The 16822-nt window shown below is 62.1% G+C and carries 14 protein-coding genes and 1 tRNA gene; 4 read left to right on the top strand and 11 right to left on the bottom strand.

From position 1 onward, the window contains the following. Window positions 1–44: 44 nt before the first annotated feature. Both ABE960_RS06440 and ABE960_RS06435 read right to left on the bottom strand, forming a co-directional pair. A complete protein-coding gene (locus ABE960_RS06440; protein ID WP_349761430.1) occupies window positions 45–1031 on the bottom strand; it encodes a serine/threonine protein kinase in 987 nt (328 codons plus the stop codon). A gap of 45 nt (window positions 1032–1076) precedes the next feature. Continuing rightward, entirely contained in the window at window positions 1077–1793 is a 717-nt protein-coding gene (locus tag ABE960_RS06435) for a ComFC family protein (RefSeq protein ID WP_349761429.1), read from the bottom strand. 345 nt (window positions 1794–2138) lie between these two features. On the opposite strand from ABE960_RS06435, the gene ABE960_RS06430 reads away from it, so the two are divergent. Continuing rightward, a tRNA-Leu gene (locus ABE960_RS06430) sits at window positions 2139–2223 on the top strand. Window positions 2224–2330: 107 nt separating this feature from the next. Here the strand turns inward: ABE960_RS06430 and ABE960_RS06425 are convergent. Further along, complete coding sequence (locus ABE960_RS06425) at window positions 2331–4355, bottom strand: CocE/NonD family hydrolase (RefSeq protein WP_349761428.1); 2025 nt, start codon at window positions 4353–4355, stop codon at window positions 2331–2333. Window positions 4356–4381: 26 nt separating this feature from the next. Then, window positions 4382–5686: an ATP-grasp domain-containing protein gene (locus tag ABE960_RS06420; RefSeq protein ID WP_349761427.1), complete on the bottom strand. Its 1305-nt coding sequence runs from the start codon at window positions 5684–5686 to the stop codon at window positions 4382–4384. A 244-nt stretch (window positions 5687–5930) separates the two neighbouring features. On the opposite strand from ABE960_RS06420, the gene ABE960_RS06415 reads away from it, so the two are divergent. Both ABE960_RS06415 and ABE960_RS06410 read left to right on the top strand, forming a co-directional pair. After that, entirely contained in the window at window positions 5931–6905 is a 975-nt protein-coding gene (locus ABE960_RS06415; protein ID WP_349761426.1) for a hypothetical protein, read from the top strand. Window positions 6906–6924: 19 nt separating this feature from the next. After that, on the top strand, window positions 6925–7221 hold the full coding sequence (locus ABE960_RS06410) for a winged helix-turn-helix domain-containing protein (RefSeq protein WP_349761425.1): 297 nt from the start codon (window positions 6925–6927) through the stop codon (window positions 7219–7221). A 78-nt stretch (window positions 7222–7299) separates the two neighbouring features. On the opposite strand, the gene ABE960_RS06405 is transcribed toward ABE960_RS06410, so the two are convergent. Together ABE960_RS06405 and ABE960_RS06400 are read right to left on the bottom strand one after the other, a co-directional pair. Further along, window positions 7300–7647: a hypothetical protein gene (locus tag ABE960_RS06405; RefSeq protein ID WP_349761424.1), complete on the bottom strand. Its 348-nt coding sequence runs from the start codon at window positions 7645–7647 to the stop codon at window positions 7300–7302. A gap of 75 nt (window positions 7648–7722) precedes the next feature. Further along, window positions 7723–8514 carry a hypothetical protein gene (locus ABE960_RS06400; protein WP_349761423.1) on the bottom strand — a complete coding sequence of 264 codons (792 nt, stop codon included), beginning with the start codon at window positions 8512–8514 and terminating at the stop codon, window positions 7723–7725. 251 nt (window positions 8515–8765) lie between these two features. Between ABE960_RS06400 and ABE960_RS06395 the strand changes: the two genes are divergently transcribed. Beyond that, entirely contained in the window at window positions 8766–9419 is a 654-nt protein-coding gene (locus ABE960_RS06395) for a hypothetical protein (RefSeq protein WP_349761422.1), read from the top strand. A 171-nt stretch (window positions 9420–9590) separates the two neighbouring features. Here the strand turns inward: ABE960_RS06395 and ABE960_RS06390 are convergent, their stop codons facing one another. The 5 genes from ABE960_RS06390 to ABE960_RS06370 form a co-directional block, all read right to left on the bottom strand. Then, window positions 9591–9797, bottom strand: coding sequence for a GDCCVxC domain-containing (seleno)protein (locus ABE960_RS06390; RefSeq protein ID WP_349761421.1), 207 nt, complete (start codon window positions 9795–9797; stop codon window positions 9591–9593). A 134-nt stretch (window positions 9798–9931) separates the two neighbouring features. Further along, window positions 9932–10747: a substrate-binding periplasmic protein gene (locus tag ABE960_RS06385; protein WP_349761420.1), complete on the bottom strand. Its 816-nt coding sequence runs from the start codon at window positions 10745–10747 to the stop codon at window positions 9932–9934. Beyond that, window positions 10734–12014: a GGDEF domain-containing protein gene (locus ABE960_RS06380; RefSeq protein ID WP_349761419.1), complete on the bottom strand. Its 1281-nt coding sequence runs from the start codon at window positions 12012–12014 to the stop codon at window positions 10734–10736. The genes ABE960_RS06385 and ABE960_RS06380 overlap by 14 nt, the downstream gene beginning before the upstream one ends. Window positions 12015–12197: 183 nt before the next feature. Then, on the bottom strand, window positions 12198–15212 hold the full coding sequence (locus ABE960_RS06375) for a sensor domain-containing protein (RefSeq protein WP_349761418.1): 3015 nt from the start codon (window positions 15210–15212) through the stop codon (window positions 12198–12200). 318 nt (window positions 15213–15530) lie between these two features. Then, window positions 15531–16793 carry a diguanylate cyclase domain-containing protein gene (locus tag ABE960_RS06370; protein ID WP_349761913.1) on the bottom strand — a complete coding sequence of 421 codons (1263 nt, stop codon included), beginning with the start codon at window positions 16791–16793 and terminating at the stop codon, window positions 15531–15533. Window positions 16794–16822 lie beyond the last annotated feature (29 nt).

Below are 16822 nucleotides of genomic sequence, written 5' to 3'. Positions count from 1 at the left end.
GGGTGCGTCTTGCCTGGTGCCCATGCGCCTGCCCCGAGCTCCACTCAGGCCAGCCAGCGAGGCTTGGCCTCAAGCGCCTGCCGCTGCTGCTCCAGCATGCGCAGGTGGCCATCCCAGTAGCCGGCATCGGCCAGCCAGGGAAAGGCCGGCGGAAAGGCCGGATCCGTCCAGCGATCCACAAGCCAGGCACTATGGCGCAACAGGCGCAGGGTGCGTAGTGGCTCCACAAGGGCGAGCTCCCGGCGATCGAAGTCGCGGTGCTGCTCATAGCCCTCGGTCACCTCGGAGAGCTGCATCTGGCGCTCCCCCTCCTCCTGGGCGGTGAACAGCATCCACAGGTCCTGAATGGCCGGAGCCATCAGACAATCATCGAAATCCACCAGCGCGAAGTGCTCGTCGCGTCCGAGGATGTTGCCGATATGACAGTCGCCCTGCACACGTAGCGTCTGCTCGGCGCTCCAAGCATGGGGAGTCAGGCTGCGATGCAGCGTCGCGGTGATGCGCTCATAGGCCTGGCGCTGGGTACGGTCCAGCCAGCGACTGGCCAGCACCTTGTCGCGAGCCTCGAGCACCATGCCGTCGAGGTCCAGAGACCGACGGTGCACGAAGCGCCCCTGCTCCCCCACGGCATGAACCGCGCCGATCACCTCGCCGAGGGCGAACAGGTGGGTCGGATTCTCCAGTTCCGGCGCCTGCCCGGACAGGTGCGGGAAGAGCGTGAAGCGAAAGCCCTCGGCCCGGTGCAGGCTCTCGCCACTCTGGTCGCGCCAGGGAGCGGCAACGGCCACCTCGGCCTCGGCGAGCTCGGCAAGGAAGTCGTGCTCCTCGCGTATCTGGGCATCCGTCCAGCGCTCGGGGCGATAGAACTTCACCACCCAACGACGACGCTCCTCGTCGTGTACCAGGAAGACCCGGTTCTCGTAGCTGTTAAGGGTGAACGGCTCACCGGGCAGCCAGAAACCTAGCGACTCCACCGCCGCCACCACCCTGGCGGGCGAGAGTTCGGCGAAGGGATGGGGTCTGGTCTCCATGGAGGGCTCCCGCAGGTTCAAATAGACACTCTACCAGAGCCGGAATCAGCGGTCGTGAAGAGGCGTGCGTGCCACCGCCCAGGCTTCCACCTCCCGGGAACCGGCACTGCGGCAGGCCACCGACAGCGCATCCAGTGTCGCGCCTGTGGTCACCACGTCATCCACCAGCGCCACACGCCCGGGTAGACCTTCCGGCACGTGGAAGGCCGCACGCAGGTTGGTGCGCCGTTTGCCTCGATCCAGTCCGCGCTGGGTGGGCGTGTCCCGCGAACGCTCCGCTCGCAACAGGGGGCAACCGAGGTGACGTCCCAGGCGCCTGGCGAGCCACAGGGCCTGGTCGAAGCCCCGCTCCCGCGCGCGCCGCGGATGCAGCGGCACCGGCACCAGCGCCTCCGGCCAGGCCCGCACGTCCTCCGGCAGCCCTGTGGACAGGAGATCGAGCAGAAGCCTACCGGCTCGCGGCGAGGCGTCGAACTTGAAGCGCTGCACCAGCCCGGCCACCTCGGCTTCGTAACGCAGCGGCACCCTCGCCCTGTCGAACGCCGGGGGGCGACGCAGACAGTGACCGCAGCGTCGGCCCGCCTCGCCACCCGGCTGGGGTTCACCACAGCCGGGACAGGCCGGCACATTCCAGGGCAACCCCGCAAAGCATGCCTCGCACCACGGGAACTCTCCCGGCAGGGCCGCCAGGCAGAAGACGCAGCGCCCGGGCAGGGCCCGCCCCAGCCACCTGTCAACATCGGCTCTTCGCCAGGCTGACATGAGACCCCCAGGCCATAGGCCATCCGACAACCTGGAAATCCAAGTCAAGTCGACCATAAGCGAGCCCTCCATGCCCCCCACGTCCGACGAATCCCGCCCCGCTTCCCTGACCCTAGCCACGCCAGGCGAGATCCTCCAACGGGTCGCTCGAGGAGATCGAGGCGCTCTTCGAGCTGCCCTTCAACGACCTGCTGTTTCGCGCCCAGTAGGTGCACCGGGCCCACTTCGCCAATGCCATGCAGGATGCTTGAGCACACACCCGAGCAAGTGCGCACACAAGGCGCTGCCCGATGCCGATTGACTTGCACAGGTGCGTCCGTAGAATGTCCTCGCCTGCCTGCCCATGCGGATGTGGTGGAATTGGTAGACACGCCAGGTTTAGGTCCTGGTGCCTTCGGGCTTGGGAGTTCGAGTCTCCCCATCCGCACCATCACAGCTCATCGTTCATCGCCCTGCTGCACCGGCTTTCCCCCAGGGAAGCACAGATCTTGCGCCTGCCCGTCGCTCGCCCACCCCGGGGTCGAGGATGCTGCTGCATCAGACCAGTCGGCGCGGCAGGCACAGGTCCCAGCTGCGGCAGTAGACCCGCGTCTCACCCTCGTAGGCATCCAGGGTGGCGTGCAGCCGGAAGGTCTCGGCGTCCGAGGTGAGGCGCGTGAACGTCACCGCGCGCACCGCCCAGTCCCCCCGCGTCAGCGACCGCTCCCAGCGGGTCGTGCCCTCCAAGGAATCGAAGTCGTCGTTCCGGGAGCGATAGGTCTCCACCGTCCGGGTCGCCACCTCGATCCCGGAATCCTCCAGCCGGATCCGGCCGTTGTCCTTGATCACCTCCAGGGTCGAGAGGTCCTCGGCCAGGTCGCGATGGACGTACCAGTTGTGATGGCCGGGCGCGAGAGACGTCGAGGGGATGGTGGGCGCCGCCTCCGCCTCTGCGAAGGGGGCCAGGCGACTGTCCTCCTCCCGGGGCGGACGCACCGGGAGGTGCAGCGCGCTGCCGCGGTCGATGATCGTCAGCCGCACCGGCGTCGGCGGCGCCCAGGCCAGGGGCCAGTAGGAGCTGGAGAGCGACAGCCGCAGACGGTGGCCTCGGGGAAACACCTGGGCCACGTCGTTCAGCTGCAGGCGGACTCGATAGCGACCCCCCGGCTCCAGGGGACTCGGCGAGGCGTGGCTCTCCCGGTGGGTCAGGTTGAGCAGGCCATAGGTGACCCGGGTGGCCTTGTCGTCCGGCGCCACGTCACTGAGCCGGGCGCACACCATGGCCACCGGACTGTCGGAGGAGAGTTCCAGCTCCACCACCACCGCCCCCATCACCTCCAGCGGCGCCGTCAGGGCGGGGCTGTCGAAGGTCAGGGCACCGCCGTCTTCCTGGCGCTGGTCGTGGGCCAGGTCGGGGCCGGAGGAGTAGGAGCACCACTTGCCGGCGAAGAGCCCGCAGGTCAGCGGTGACTGTACGGTCAGCTCGGTCTCCTCCTCGACGGGCCGTCCGTCGAGGTGCAGCCGGTCGGGCGACAGCGGCAGCTTGGCCTGCACGACGTTGGGCGACGGCCAGCAGGGCTCGGCGACCCAGCGCCCCGGGCGGCAGCCGTAGCTGGTGGTCGGCGGCACGCTGTCCTGCATCCACACCTTGAGCGCCGGTTCCTCCTTCACGCCGGTGTCGCGTCCCTTGAGCCACTGGTCCCACCAGCGCACGCACTCCTGGAGGAAGCCGATGGCTGGTCCGGGTTCGCCCAGGTGGGGGTACTTGTGACTCCAGGGACCGATCAGCCCCTTGCAGAGGTCGGGCAGGCCGGCCACCAGCCGCTTGACCGCGTTGGAGTAGCCATCCGACCAGCCGCTGACCGCAAGGATGGGCACCTGCACCCGAGAGAAGTCCTCGCAGATGGAACCGTGCCGCCAGTAGTCATCGCGGTGCTGGTGCTCGAGCCAGGTGGCGAGCCACAGCCCGCTGCCCTCCAGGCGCTGGTGCCACATGGCGCGCCAGTCGTCGCCGACCACCGTGGGGTCCGGCGGCAGGGAGTTGTAGGCGAACATGGTGGAGGCCCAGGAAAGGTTGTCTCCCAGCAGGCAGCCGCCCATGTAGTGGACGTCATCGGCGTAGCGGTCGTCGGTGGAGCAGACGCTGACCACCGCCTTGAGTTCGGGGGGCCGGCGGGCCGCCAGCTGAAGGCCATTGAAGCCGCCCCAGGAGATGCCGATCATGCCGACCCTGCCATCGCACCAGGGCTGGGCCGCCAGCCAGCGCAGGATCGCCTCACCATCGAGGAGCTCCTGTTCGAGGTATTCGTCCTCGAGCACCCCGCCGGAGTCGCCGCTGCCCCGCAGGTCGACGCGGATCGAGGCATAGCCGTGGCCGGCGAAGTAGTGATGGTGCTGGGCGTCGCGTCGCGCGGAGCCGTCGCGCAACCGGTAGGGGATGTACTCGAGGATGGCTGGCACCGGGCGCTCCTCGGCGCCCTCCGGCAACCACAGGCGAGCGCACAGCCGAACACCGTCGGCCATGGGGATCCATACCGGGTCACGGCACTCCACGGGGTGGGGAAACTCGGTGACGACGTGCATGACAGGCTCCTCGGGCAGACGATGGATCAAGCGTGGCCGTCATCGGTCAATGGTTCGATGTCAAACGGCAGCATCCGGCGGCACTGCTCGATACGCGCCTCCAGCACCTCGCGATCCTCCGCCCCGACGAACAGCACCCCCAGCTCCCAGGAGAAGGAATCCTGGTGCCTGAGCTCGGACAGCCGCATCCCCTCGTGCACGTTGAGCTGCACCAGGGTGCCCGGGAAGGCTTCCTCGACCCGCTGGATCTCCTCGTCGGAGGGCACCCGCCGCACCTCACCGTCGTCGAAGACCCGCAGCATCTGCTTGGCGGCGACGGCATAGCGGCCCTCGCGGTGGGGCATGCGCGGCGGGATGCCCAGCGCCACATCGACCATCACCTGGAAGTGCGGCGCCCCGTCCACCAGCTGGAAGATCGCCGCGTGGGAGCGCGAGATCCGGGCATTGATCTCCAGCAGCCAGAGGCGATCGGTCTGTTCCTCGTGGAAGTACTCGATGTTGAACGGCCCATCGTCGTAGCCGATGTGGGCGATGAAGCGACGGGTGATGGCGAGAATTCGCTGCTGCACCTCGCCGGGCAGCGAGGAGGGGTACTGGTAGCGCAGCAGCACGGAGGGGTGCGCCGCATCGCGCAGGCTGTCGACGAGGCCCACCAGGTGGAGCTCCCCGTGCTGCACGTAGCCCTCCAGGGTGCACTGGCGTCCGGACGAGATGATGGCTTCGGCGATGCAGTGATGACCGGTGACCGCCGCCACCTCGTCGGGCAGCTCGGCATGGGCGGTGACCTCGTCGAAGGGCCGGCCGAAGCGCCCGATGCCCGCCCGGATGATCGGCAGCACCTCGCGCAGCTGATCGGCATTCTCGACTCGGAAACCCAGGTGCGAGGAGTGCGCCTTCACCGGCTTGATCCAGAACGGATAGTCGATCTCGACGGCGTCGACGGCCCGGTCGTCGAAGGGATCCAGCGCCTGGAAGGCCGGCACGCATTCCGGCACCGAGCGCGCCTGCTCCAGGCGGCTCCAGTACTTGTGCTCGCACTTCAGAAAGGCCTCCAGCGACGGGCCAGGCAGCCCCCACTCGCGTCGCAGCACCGGCTGCAGGCCGCTGGTGGGAAAGTCCCAGTAGCCGACGATGGCATCCACCGTGCCGGAAAAGCCCCGCAGCTCCGTCAGGGCCTCCTCCACCAGGCGGTCGAAGGGATACTCCTCGGCATGCACCACCTGGTCGAGGGAGAGCAGCGGATGGAAGACATACTCCTCGGCATGCCGAAGGTTCGGCAGCATGCGCCGACCGAGGGCGTCGTAGCCGATGATGAAGACGTTCCAGCTCATGGACGTACCTCCTGCCTGGCCGCCCCGGGGCAGCGGGACGCCATGGCCCCGCGTCCTCTCGGACCAGTTGTCAGCATGGCAGCAATCTGCCGGCTTGCCTTGACCTCGATCATCGTCGACGGGCCGGCCGCTCGACCGGACGCCGAGTCCGCCTGGTCACAGGCATGGTGCCGGGGGCCATGAAGCCGGTAGACTCCAGAAAAAAGCGAGGGGCGTGCAGATGAGGGGATTACGGATCGGGATAGTGGTGACGCTCGTCGCCCTGGGCCTCGAGGCCCAGGCCGCGCCAGGCGACGCCCCGCTCGGGGACAGCGACCTGCCGGAATGGGCCGACAAGAAACTCGGCCCCTTCCATGCCCGCGTCTCTCGCTGGGTGGAGGACACCTCGCGCAGCATCGACGGCTTCTTCGGCACCACCGATGCACTGACCGTGGATACCGATTCCTACCTGCGCATCCGCCAGGATCTGGACTGGCGCGAGGGCGAGCCGTTCGAGCAGGACCTGGGCGCCCGCTTCCGGCTCGACCTGCCCACCACCGAGGATCGCCTTCGCCTGATCATCGAGAGCGAGCCCGAGGAGACCCGCGGCACCCTGGCCGAGCAGGAATCGACCCTCACCGACGACCAGACCGGCAGCCTTGACGACCTGCTGGTGGGCCTCAACCGGCTCGGTGAGCGCGACAAGCGACGCCGCTGGAATACCCGCGTCGGGGCCGGGATCAAGCTCCGTCTGCCACTGGACCCCTACGTGCGCCTGACCAGCCAGCGACTCTGGACCTTGAACGAGGGGCCCTGGCAACTGAACAGCGACAACCGCCTCTCCTGGTTCAACGGTGATGGCTATGCTGCGCGCACCCGCTGGGACCTGGGACGGGCGCTCGATGACAGCCGTCACCTACGCTTCCTCACCAACGTCCAGTGGCGCGAGACCAAGGACACCCTCGAGTTCAGCCAGGCCGTAGAGCTCAACCGCCGCCTGAACCGCCGCAGCGTGCTGCGCTACTCGGCGGTGGCGCTGGGCGAAAGCGGCTCCAGCCCCGCCATCGAGGACAGCTACCTGCAGGTACGCTACCGCCGTGACATCCACAAGGGCTTCACCTTCGTGGACGTCTCGCCCTCGCTGCACTTCCGCCGGGAGGACGACCGAGACCCACGCTGGGCCTTGACCCTGAGCCTGGAGATGTATTTCCGCCGCCATATCGACCGCGTCAGCCTGTAGCGCGTCAAGGATGCCCCGCATGACCCTGAGCAAGACCCGGACCAGCTTCTACCGCCGCCTCTATGTGGCCCACCTGGTGGCCAACGGCAACACCAGCGTGCCGGCCATCATGGAGGCCACCGGCATGCCGCGGCGCACCGCCCAGGACACCCTCTCCGCCCTGGCCGAGCTGGATATCCTCTGCGAGTTCGAGCATCTGCCGGGCGAGCGCCACAACATCGGCGACTACGTGATTCGCGACTGGGGGCCCATCGACCCGCGCTGGGTGGCAACCCACGCCGAGCACCTGCGCCAGGCTCTAGGCTATCCGCCATGAGCCTGCCCCGAGGGCTCCCGGCAATGACCAGCACCGAGCCTGTACCACCATCAGGCGCGGACCAGCGAAGGGCGAGGACTAGAACCGATAGCCCAGAGCCTCCAGGGGTGCACGGATCGATGCCGCCACCTCAAGGGTAGCGGCGTCATCATCTACCGGCGTCCAGGGAATGGCCACCACTCCTGCCTCTTCATGCTCAACCAGCATCACCTCGCCGCAGCGCCGGCAGCACTGGACGTCGCCATCCGGGCCTTCCGCGCGGAACGCGAGATCGTCAACGCCCTCGCCGACCTGCACGGCCTCGCTCGGCCATAGGGTGACGGTCTCGTCCGTGGCGTTCGTGGCGATGCCGAGCGGCGCACCGCAGGCAAGCAGGCAGACCGCCTGGCAGTCGCATGTCAGCTGTTGGTAGAGCCCGTTGCTCATCCCGCACTCCTCGGTCGATGGATGGATAGAACCCCAGCATGGCAACGCAGGGCCCCTTCCCCGAATTCCGGCCTGTTATCCTGGAGGGGCCCGGCAAGCCGCCAGGTCGACAATCCGCTCTCCCGTGACCAGGCCGACCGAGACGCGCCCTTCCCCCAACACGCGCAGTGGCCCGATGACCGTCGACGGCAGGTCGCAACGTCCGGTTTCTACCAGCCGATACTCCTCCAGGGCCATGATCCGTAACCTGCGACGCCTGGCATCCGGCACCACCAGCCGCCAGCCGTCGGCGAGCCTCACCGCTGCGGAAAGTGCCAGCTCAGGGGTGCGGTAGGCATGGTTCGAGAAGCCCTTCCGCGAGGCGATCTCCACCAGCTCGCTCCCCTGCAGACGATAGACCCGCAGGCGACCGCCGATATGCGGCGTGGTCACGGCCGCTATCTCGACGCGACCGTCGCCGTCGAGGTCGGCGACCCCCACCGGGTTGAGCCAGCGCATCGGCGTGCCGACCGGGGGCGACTGCGCCGCCACCGACAGCCCCTCGTTGCCCAGCGATATGATAGCGAGCCGCGACCCCTGCTCGCGCAGGCTGACGATGGCCAGCAGCATCGGCGCCTCTTCGGGCGCCAGCGTGAACAGTCGCGGGGCCAGGTCCTCGAACACGGCTTGCCTGGGGAGCGACATCGTCACCTGCCGCCCGCCACTAGTGGTCACGGTCAGGCTGGCATACTCATGGGGCCGCCCGAGGGCAAAATGGCCGTAACGCTCGACCGGCGTGGTGTAACGTGCCGCGACGATGCGCTCGGCGCTGCCCGCCTCGGCACTCGCCGTCCGGCTGCCCCACGTCAGGGCGACGAGGACCGCCATCAGCAGTGCCCACCAGCCCCCCGACCACCACCGGACGACCGCTCGACGTGGATCGCCTCGCCCGTCGCCCCGAAATGTCACCCTCGGCTGTGTCACGGTCTATTACCTCCTCGGCGGGTCCCAGGCACAGCGCTGCCGCCTGACCCGACAGTACCCCAATATCATCCGGCCTTCGCGCCCGTTCCCGCTATACTTCCAGGGATGGTCTCACCATCCAGGGCCAGTCCGCGATGTCCGCGGAAGCCCGCGTCGTGCCACATGCAGATGTGATGCCCGGCACGACACACCTGGAGGAACAAGAGATGCGAGGCATCCTGTGGGGTGGAGTGTTCGCGGCGGGACTGGCGTCGGCGTGTCTGCCGGCCGGCAACCTCATGGCCGACGACACCCAGGCGATGATCGACGCAATGCGTGCCGCCACGCAGCGCTTCGAGGATGTGAACGTGGCATTGGCGGAAGGTTACGTACCGGATCCCTCCGGCCAATGCGTAAGTGCCGAGGCCCATGGCATGACGGATCGACTGGGAGGCATGGGAATCCATTACCTTCGCCCGGACCTGCTCGGCATCACGGATACCGAGCCCCGGGTCGACGGTACCGGCACCCACACCGACTTCATGAACCCCGGCATCCTGCTCTACGAGCCGCAGGAGGACGGCTCGCTGGTGCTGGTCGGAATCGAGAATCTGGTGTTCCGCAAGGCCTGGGAGGACGCGGGCTCTACCGAGCCGCCGACCATCGCCGGCCGCCACTGGGACTACATGGTCGACGACCCGAACACGCCCGAGGAGGAGGCCCATCACTTCGCTCCGCATTACGACCAGCACGTCTGGTTCCGCGAAAACCTCGATGGCAACCTCGAACCCTTCAACCCGTCGGTGACCTGCAAGTACCACAAGGCATGAAGCAACGCGGCCGGCCCTCGGGGCCGGCCGCTCTCGTTCCGGGCTCGCCGGCACCCGAAGGTGTCCATCCCGTCAAACGTTCTGAATTACCAGGCAACAATGGAACGGGCAAGAAAACACCGGTCGGCTTGAGCTCCCACCTTGATTGACCGATTGCCTGATTGCATGAATTCAGCAGCAAGATTGATCCAGCTGAATGGGCGGGCACGGTGTGTCGCCATAGGAGCAGAAAACACAGCAATCTCCACGCTTTGGCTTCAACAGTGACTTGCAGCTCTTGCATTCATAAAAATACTGGCAAGCATTCTCCGGCATTTTCTCCACTTCCTGATGCCCGCACTCTGGGCATGTTATCTCTGAATCAAGCACGGGTTTCATCGTCTTTCACTCCCGGTTGGCCTCGCCATCCTGAATGTAGCGCCATACTCAGCGAAGAGGTGGAACTGTAACAGGCATCTCCAGTGAGGTTGTTCGTCAGGCTCTATCTCCCTCGGCTCGAATCCGTGTCGGTGCTACTCTTCCAATGCCACATCATACTTCTCGAGAAGAATTTTTTCTTTTTCACCCTTCATCGACAAACGCCCCTCATTCCAGACCCTCATCAGCTCCTGCCTCCTTGCATCAGGAATATTTTTTGAAAAGATCGGCATTTCAACCAGTTTATTTTCCAGGCCAGGTCGAACGATCATGAGGTCATCATGCAAGTTCATTTTATTTAAAACATACTGAAGGACGAGCTCGTTGTCTGCATATAAATCAACTCTATTATCTCTGATCATGCGAAAGACCCGATCAACCACATCATCATCACCGGCGATCACTTCGACAAAACTCGAATTTTTCGGGTCATCGATGTAATTCTGATAGTCAGCGCTCGCTGAGCTGTAATCCCAGCCTGGTCCAGTAGCGATGCGCTTTCCTTCAATGGATTTGATACCATCGTATCGCCACGGGTCATCACGCCTGATGATAAATGCCGTTGTGTATGCAAATGTTTGTTCATCGGCATACACGAAGCTCTCTTCCCCATCTTTAGAATATAGATATTCCGGCAACATATCACAAACGCCCTCTTCCACCATATTCAGGCCTCTTGCCAGAGGAACTTCATAATATTGCAGATCATAGCCTCTTGATGAGTATATCTGGTCCAACATGTCGATGACCACGCCACGTGCAGAGGACCCTTCTGTTGGAAACATTGTCATCGGGGCCCATTGATCGTAACAAACTTTCAAAGTCGCAGCATGACTGATGCTGGCCATGCTGGCGACTGCCGAAAAGGACATGATGAAGGCCAGGTTAAACGGTCTTTTACGTTTCGACACGATTTCGTCCCTTGTATTTTGCCGCGTAAAGTTTTAAATCGGCGCGTTTGAAAAGCTCATCAACCGACTGATCATTGGGCCCGGATGGCTCGATGCCAATGCTCACTGTATAACTGACTGCTTTATCATCAATCTTCAGGTCCGAATCACCAACGGCATGTCTTATTTTTTCGGCAAGTCGCAAGGCATCATCAATTTCCGTATCACACAGATATATGCCAAACTCTTCTCCACCGACTCTCCCGATCAGATCAGACTTTCTCAATAAATCTTGAATAGTACGCGTGAAATGAATAAGGACCTGATCACCGATGAAATGTCCATAGGTGTCGTTGATCATTTTAAAGTGATCCAGATCCAACAATAGCATGCATGCAGACGACTTCTGGCGCCTGGAAAGAGCGAGAAGATGTTGCGCGGTTTCAAAGAAACTTCCCCGATTCAATGCACCTGTCAAGGAATCCCTTGTGGCCAGCTCCTTGAGTTTTTCATTCGAGAGTTGCAATGCTTCGGTACGCCTCAGGACCGCATCTTCCAACCATGCCCGCTTGACTTTTTCATCTTCCAACAATCGTTCCCGATCACTCTCCATGGCAGACAGCATGTTGTTCATGTGTTCTTGAAGCTTGCTAAGCTCGTTTTTCTCCAGGTTGGAAAGCTGAATGCGCGAGCTCAAGTCCTTACTCAATTGAACCTTGTCCACTTGAGACATCAGCTCCTTAAAGGGGATTGCCAGATAACGATCGAAGGCCCAGACAAACAAGAAAAACAATATAGATAATTTTATGATTGCCGCTATTGCAATCAGAGAAAAGCCAAATAAAACTCGTCCGAAGACAACAGTTGACGATGAATAAAGTGAAAGCGACCCGAGAAGGACTTTTTCGCCATTAAGCGTCCAATACAAGTCTGATCTGGTATCGAAAACCGAGAACGGGACAGAAGCGGCAGGAAATGATCGTCTGGAAAGAATATCTTCGGAATTTTCATCTGAAACATCGACACCGACAATAATTGGCATCTTGACAAGTCCATCGACGAGAGCGTCCAGCTGCTTCTGGTTGTATTGCCACAAACTAGAAGAAATAGGGCCGCGGACTGTTTCTTGCAATTGCTCCAATTCATTCAGGATTGAATCCTGAGTCTTCATATATTCTGCCAGGAACTGCATGCTTGTGATCAGGCAGGTTACGCCTAGATAAAGCGAAAAAATGACCCGCATCAATTTTTGGGACAGATTATTCGGGCGAAGAAATCTTGCAAACATGAATAAGATCCCTCCCACCAGGCGCATTGTTCAAGTTTGGGGAACCTACCTTATCCCCGCGTTGAATGGAATGGATTTCTGGGGCCCTTCATCACGGCAAGCGGATCCAGCCCGATCAGCTGACACCTCTCTTACTCGCCAACCTGATGGATCGTCGCCATGAAGTTGGCCTCGTTTCGGTCCCTATGTGCGCGCGTCCGGGCCGTTGACCACCTGTTCGAAGGGCAAGGGTCGCGAGAAAAGGTAACCCTGGGCCTGATCGCAGCCACGCTCGCGCAGCGAGTCGCGCTGAGCCTCGGTCTCGACCCCTTCGGCAATCACCTGCAGTCCCAGGCTGTGAGACATGGCGATCATCGCATTGACGATCGCACTGCTGCCGGCATCGGTCTGCATACCGGAGACGAAGGATTTATCGATCTTGATCGTGTCGATGGGAAATCTCTGCAGGTAACTGAGGCTCGAGTAGCCCGTGCCAAAGTCGTCCAGAGATATCCTGACACCCAGCTTGCCCAGTCTGGACATCGTGATCACGGCCGCTTCCATATCGAACATCAGCGCGCTCTCGGTGATTTCGAGTTCCAGTGTTTGCGCGGGCATTCCGGTCTCTTCGAGGATCCCCGCGACCAGGGAAACCAGGTCGCGCTGGTGAAACTGGCGTGCGGACAGATTCACCGCGATCGACTGAGCCTTCAAGTCACGAGCGAGATGACAAGCGGTGCGCAGTACCCACTCGCCAATCGGAATGATCAAGCCGGTATCCTCGGCCAGCGGGATGAAAGTGTCTGGCGGCACCATGCCCAGTTCTGGATGTTGCCACCGCAGCAACGTCTCGAAGCCCACCACACGTTCACTGGCGAGATCGATCTGCGGCTGAAAGACCAGATGGAATTGTTCTTCGTTCAGAGCCTGGCGAAGTGCGGTTTCCATGGTGAGGCTGTCTGCACCCGAATCGTCAACTTCATGTTTGAAATGCCGGTAATCATTGCCTCCATATTCTTTTATAACGGCCATGGCCGTCGACGCCGACTTGACCAGGGTATCGATACTATTGCCATCGCGGGGATACTCGGCGATGCCCATGCTGCAGGAAATGAACAGCTCATGGCCTTCCTCGAGCACGATGGGCTCTTCGAAGATGCCGGCGATCTGGTGGGCGATTTGTGCGGCCTTGGTAGCGTCATGGCCAGGGAGCAGCACCAGAAATTCGTCACCGCTCCAGCGCGATACCGTAACGGAATCGTCCAGACAGGCAAGGATACTCTGCGCGACCAGTCGCAGTACTTCATCACCGGCGGCATGGCCCAGGCTTTCGTTGATCTTCATGAAACGGTCGATGTCCAGGAACAGCAAGCTGATCTCGCTCCGCTGATCTGTCGCCTGCAACATCGCCTGATGGACCCGATCCCCCATCAGGAAGCGGTTGGGCAGACCGGTGATGCTGTCGTAGTAGGTCAGGTATTCGAGACGATCATGACGGTCCAGATTGCTGAGTGCGAAGGAGATGTCACCGGCAACCTCGCGCAACAGCTCAATTTCGCTCGTGTCGAAGGCAAAACTGGCAGCATGGTAAAGAACCAACGCGGCATCCAGTTCATTTTCCTCCGAGGTCAGAGGAAAGCAGGCCATCGCCCGGGCATTCTGCTCAGCCAACCCGCGACTGTACTCCTCTTCTGTGGGCTGCTCCAGGTCATCGTGGATCACTACGTTGCTCGAACCCATGCAGCTGCGGATAGCGCGTTCGTCGTCGACAGAGAAGGTCCCGGAGTGGCGCTGTTTCTCTGCTGTATGTCCGTGCCACACCTCCAGTGTGTCGGTTGTCTTGTTGCGACGAACGATCAGCGCGGTGGTCATCTCGCCGTCCTCGACGGCAATCCGGGTGGCTTCCTGACACAGCGTATCTCGATCGCTCGCCCTGACGATAAGTGAATTGATCCCGCTGAGTACACGATGCATCCGGTTGAGGTGCTGGATCTTGCGATTGGCCTCGACGCGCTCGGTAATGTCCAAGATGGCCGCGAGCACATAGCGCCCGTTAGCCATGGCCACCGGGTTCAGAGCGATCTCGGCAGGGAACTCAGTGCCGTCCTTGCGCCGTGCAAACAGTTCCCGAACCATGCCCATGGAGCGTCGTTCAGGGTGTCGCATGAATTGCTCCCGCTCACCGATATGCGTCTGGCGATGATGCTCGGGAATCAGCTCCTCGATGCTCTGTCCGAGCAACGCGCCGGCATCGCATCGAAAGGTCGACTGTGCCAATTGGTTGGTCAGCCGGATGGTGCCTTTCTGATCCACCATGATGATCGATACGGGCGCCGCATCGATGGCAATACGGAACCGTTGCTCCTCCAGGTTCAGTGCGTGCGCACCTAAGAAGATCACAGCGGTCAGGATGACGATGCTCGAGAGGCTGTCCAGCGCAAATCCGAATTCCGCCGAATACAGGCCTGAATGCAGGCCCCACAGACTCAGCGCGCCGGTAACGATTGGCGTCAGGCAGGATATCGGCAGTAACCGGCGCAGCGAACGCCCGCCGATGCGGGCACTGGTGGCAGGGCCCATCAGACCCTGATCCGCCCGAATGCAGAGCAGGCCGGCGCCAAGGAGCACGAACAGCACCGAGGTGTGCAGGGCCAGGGTCGAAAAAGCGAACAGGCGGAATTGCTCGACGCCATACAGATAGCCTGTCAGGGCGGTAAAGCCGGTGAATACAACCAGCAGGGCCAGCGCCTGGCAGAGAATCAGGCAGCGGAGCGATTGAAGGGTGGCCGCGAACAAGGCCAGCCCGGTCAGCAAGAAACAGGTGGCCGTGACGATGGACATGCGCCCGGGGAACTCTGCCGGGTCGGTGTCCGTATCGAGGACCATCAGGTTATCGATGCCCAGATTCCAGCCGCTCGCGTACTCGACAAGGGTGAGGCTGGATACGGCGATGATGGAAGCGGCCCCCAGTCTCGATGCCGGGCTGCCAGGCGAGATGTGATCCCTGGGGAGTTGACGGTACAGGAGCCAGCCGGAGACCACGAAGCACAACGCCGTGTTGAACTTCATGGAAGCGAATCCCAGGAATACGCTCTTGCCCACCTCGATGTCCAGCCACCAGGACATCAGTACCAGGATACCAACCGCCATGATAACCCAGCCGAGATGCCGTCCGATCTTGCGATACACTGCCTGAGTGTCGCCGCTGTTGTCTGACATCTACTGGTCACCTGGTATGGGGCGAATCGTTGCAAACTTCGAAGCCTGCCCGTTTTGACGTTACCAGAGTAAATGAGTCAAGAAAATGACTAATTACCGGTCAGACGTCTGCCGCAGCCGCGATCACATGCCCCCCATCTGCCAAAAGCCATGACCCGTCGAGTTCTGGTAGCTGAGTCGCCGCGTCTCGACCTGGACGGGCTTATCGAGACAATAGACCTGGACTTCCTCAATGGACCTCAACACTTAACATTTTGTTGGATGGGGTTGATGAAGGGTATGGGCCGCCCAGGCCAGCAATAGATGCACCGCCAGGAGTCATGAAACGACCCGCTTTTTTTTCATGGTGTACATGCCGGCATCGGCGTGGCTGAACAGTCTGTCGATGGTCTCGCCGTGCCCCGGGTAGATGGCGCTGCCGATACTGACAGAGACGGCAAGTTCCTGGCCGTCCAGGTCAAAGGGCTGGACGAAGGCAGCATGGATCTTCTCCACGACGAGCTCTACGTCTTCAGGCACGTGGATATTGGCCAGCAGCACGGTAAACTCGTCTCCACCCATGCGCCCGACGGTATCGATCTCGCGAAGGCACTTCTCGAGGCGACGTGACACCTGGCGCAACACCTGGTCACCGAACGCATGACCCAGGTTGTCGTTGATGCCCTTGAAGTTATTGACATCCAGAACCAGCAGGGCCAGTTGCTCACCGAAGCGGAAGGCCCGCCGCAACCCCATATCGAAGCGATCATGGAACAGCGCCCGATTCGGGAGATTCGTGAGCGGATCGTGATGCGCCAAGTACTGCAGGCGGAATTGCGCCTGTTTTCGCTCGATTGCCATGGCCACCTGGGTGGACACAAACTGCAGCAGTTCCTGATCCTCATCGGTGTAATGGAAATGCTCGGAATAGGTCGTCAGTATCAGGGCACCCATGACGCCGCCTTGGGTAATCAGCGGCACCCCCAGCCAGTTCGGGTGCTCGCTGCCTGCTGGCTCTAGCAGCGGCTCACCGCTACGAATGACCTGCGCGATGAGTGCATGAGCGTTCAGGGGCAGCGGTCCGGCATCCCGTTCCCGCTCGTCGACAAAATAGGGGAAGGACATCTTGTCCCTGGCCGCATCGTAAAGCACGACAAAGAAATTATCGGCCGGAAGCAGTTCGCCGATGATGATATGAATATGCGGGTACAGGTCACTGAGGCTCTCCGCACTGTGGGCCGCCTCCGAGATTCTGTAGATCGCTTCCTGCATGCGCCCGACATGCTTGAGATCGGTGATGTCGCGGGCTACCGCCATGCGTATGCAGTCGTCGTCCGACCAACGCGCCGACCACATGATGTCCACGATCCGGCCATCCTTGCGAACGTAGCGGTTCTGGAAATGCATCTTGGGCTTCCCGCTCATGACCTCGCCGGCCGTGGCCAGGGTGCGCTCCCGGTCCTCCGGGTGCACCAGGTCGATCATGTTGGTGCCTATCAACTCCTCCTCCGTGTAACCCAGCAGGCTTTCGCAGGCGGCGCTGACAAAGACGTAACGGCCCTGTTCGTCGACCATACAGATCATGTCGACCGAGAGATCCATGGCCTTGGTGAGCAGCAACTGAAAATCAT

Source organism: Halomonas aquatica, assembly GCF_040196335.1.
Classification (GTDB): domain Bacteria; phylum Pseudomonadota; class Gammaproteobacteria; order Pseudomonadales; family Halomonadaceae; genus Halomonas; species Halomonas aquatica.
This window is presented reverse-complemented; position numbering and strand designations above follow the sequence as displayed.

Bases quoted from the DNA above. Each gene is read 5' to 3' on its own strand.
- ABE960_RS06375 (WP_349761418.1), bottom strand. From the start codon at position 15,212: ATGTCAGACAACAGCGGCGACACTCAGGCAGTGTATCGCAAGATCGGA.
- ABE960_RS06410 (WP_349761425.1), top strand. From the start codon at position 6,925: ATGACCCTGAGCAAGACCCGGACCAGCTTCTACCGCCGCCTCTATGTG.
- ABE960_RS06420 (WP_349761427.1), bottom strand. From the start codon at position 5,686: ATGAGCTGGAACGTCTTCATCATCGGCTACGACGCCCTCGGTCGGCGC.
- ABE960_RS06380 (WP_349761419.1), bottom strand. From the start codon at position 12,014: ATGTTTGCAAGATTTCTTCGCCCGAATAATCTGTCCCAAAAATTGATG.
- ABE960_RS06400 (WP_349761423.1), bottom strand. From the start codon at position 8,514: ATGGCGGTCCTCGTCGCCCTGACGTGGGGCAGCCGGACGGCGAGTGCC.
- ABE960_RS06435 (WP_349761429.1), bottom strand. From the start codon at position 1,793: ATGTCAGCCTGGCGAAGAGCCGATGTTGACAGGTGGCTGGGGCGGGCC.
- ABE960_RS06440 (WP_349761430.1), bottom strand. From the start codon at position 1,031: ATGGAGACCAGACCCCATCCCTTCGCCGAACTCTCGCCCGCCAGGGTG.
- ABE960_RS06390 (WP_349761421.1), bottom strand. From the start codon at position 9,797: ATGAAACCCGTGCTTGATTCAGAGATAACATGCCCAGAGTGCGGGCAT.
- ABE960_RS06425 (WP_349761428.1), bottom strand. From the start codon at position 4,355: ATGCACGTCGTCACCGAGTTTCCCCACCCCGTGGAGTGCCGTGACCCG.
- ABE960_RS06405 (WP_349761424.1), bottom strand. From the start codon at position 7,647: ATGAGCAACGGGCTCTACCAACAGCTGACATGCGACTGCCAGGCGGTC.
- ABE960_RS06370 (WP_349761913.1), bottom strand. From the start codon at position 16,793: ATGGATCTCTCGGTCGACATGATCTGTATGGTCGACGAACAGGGCCGT.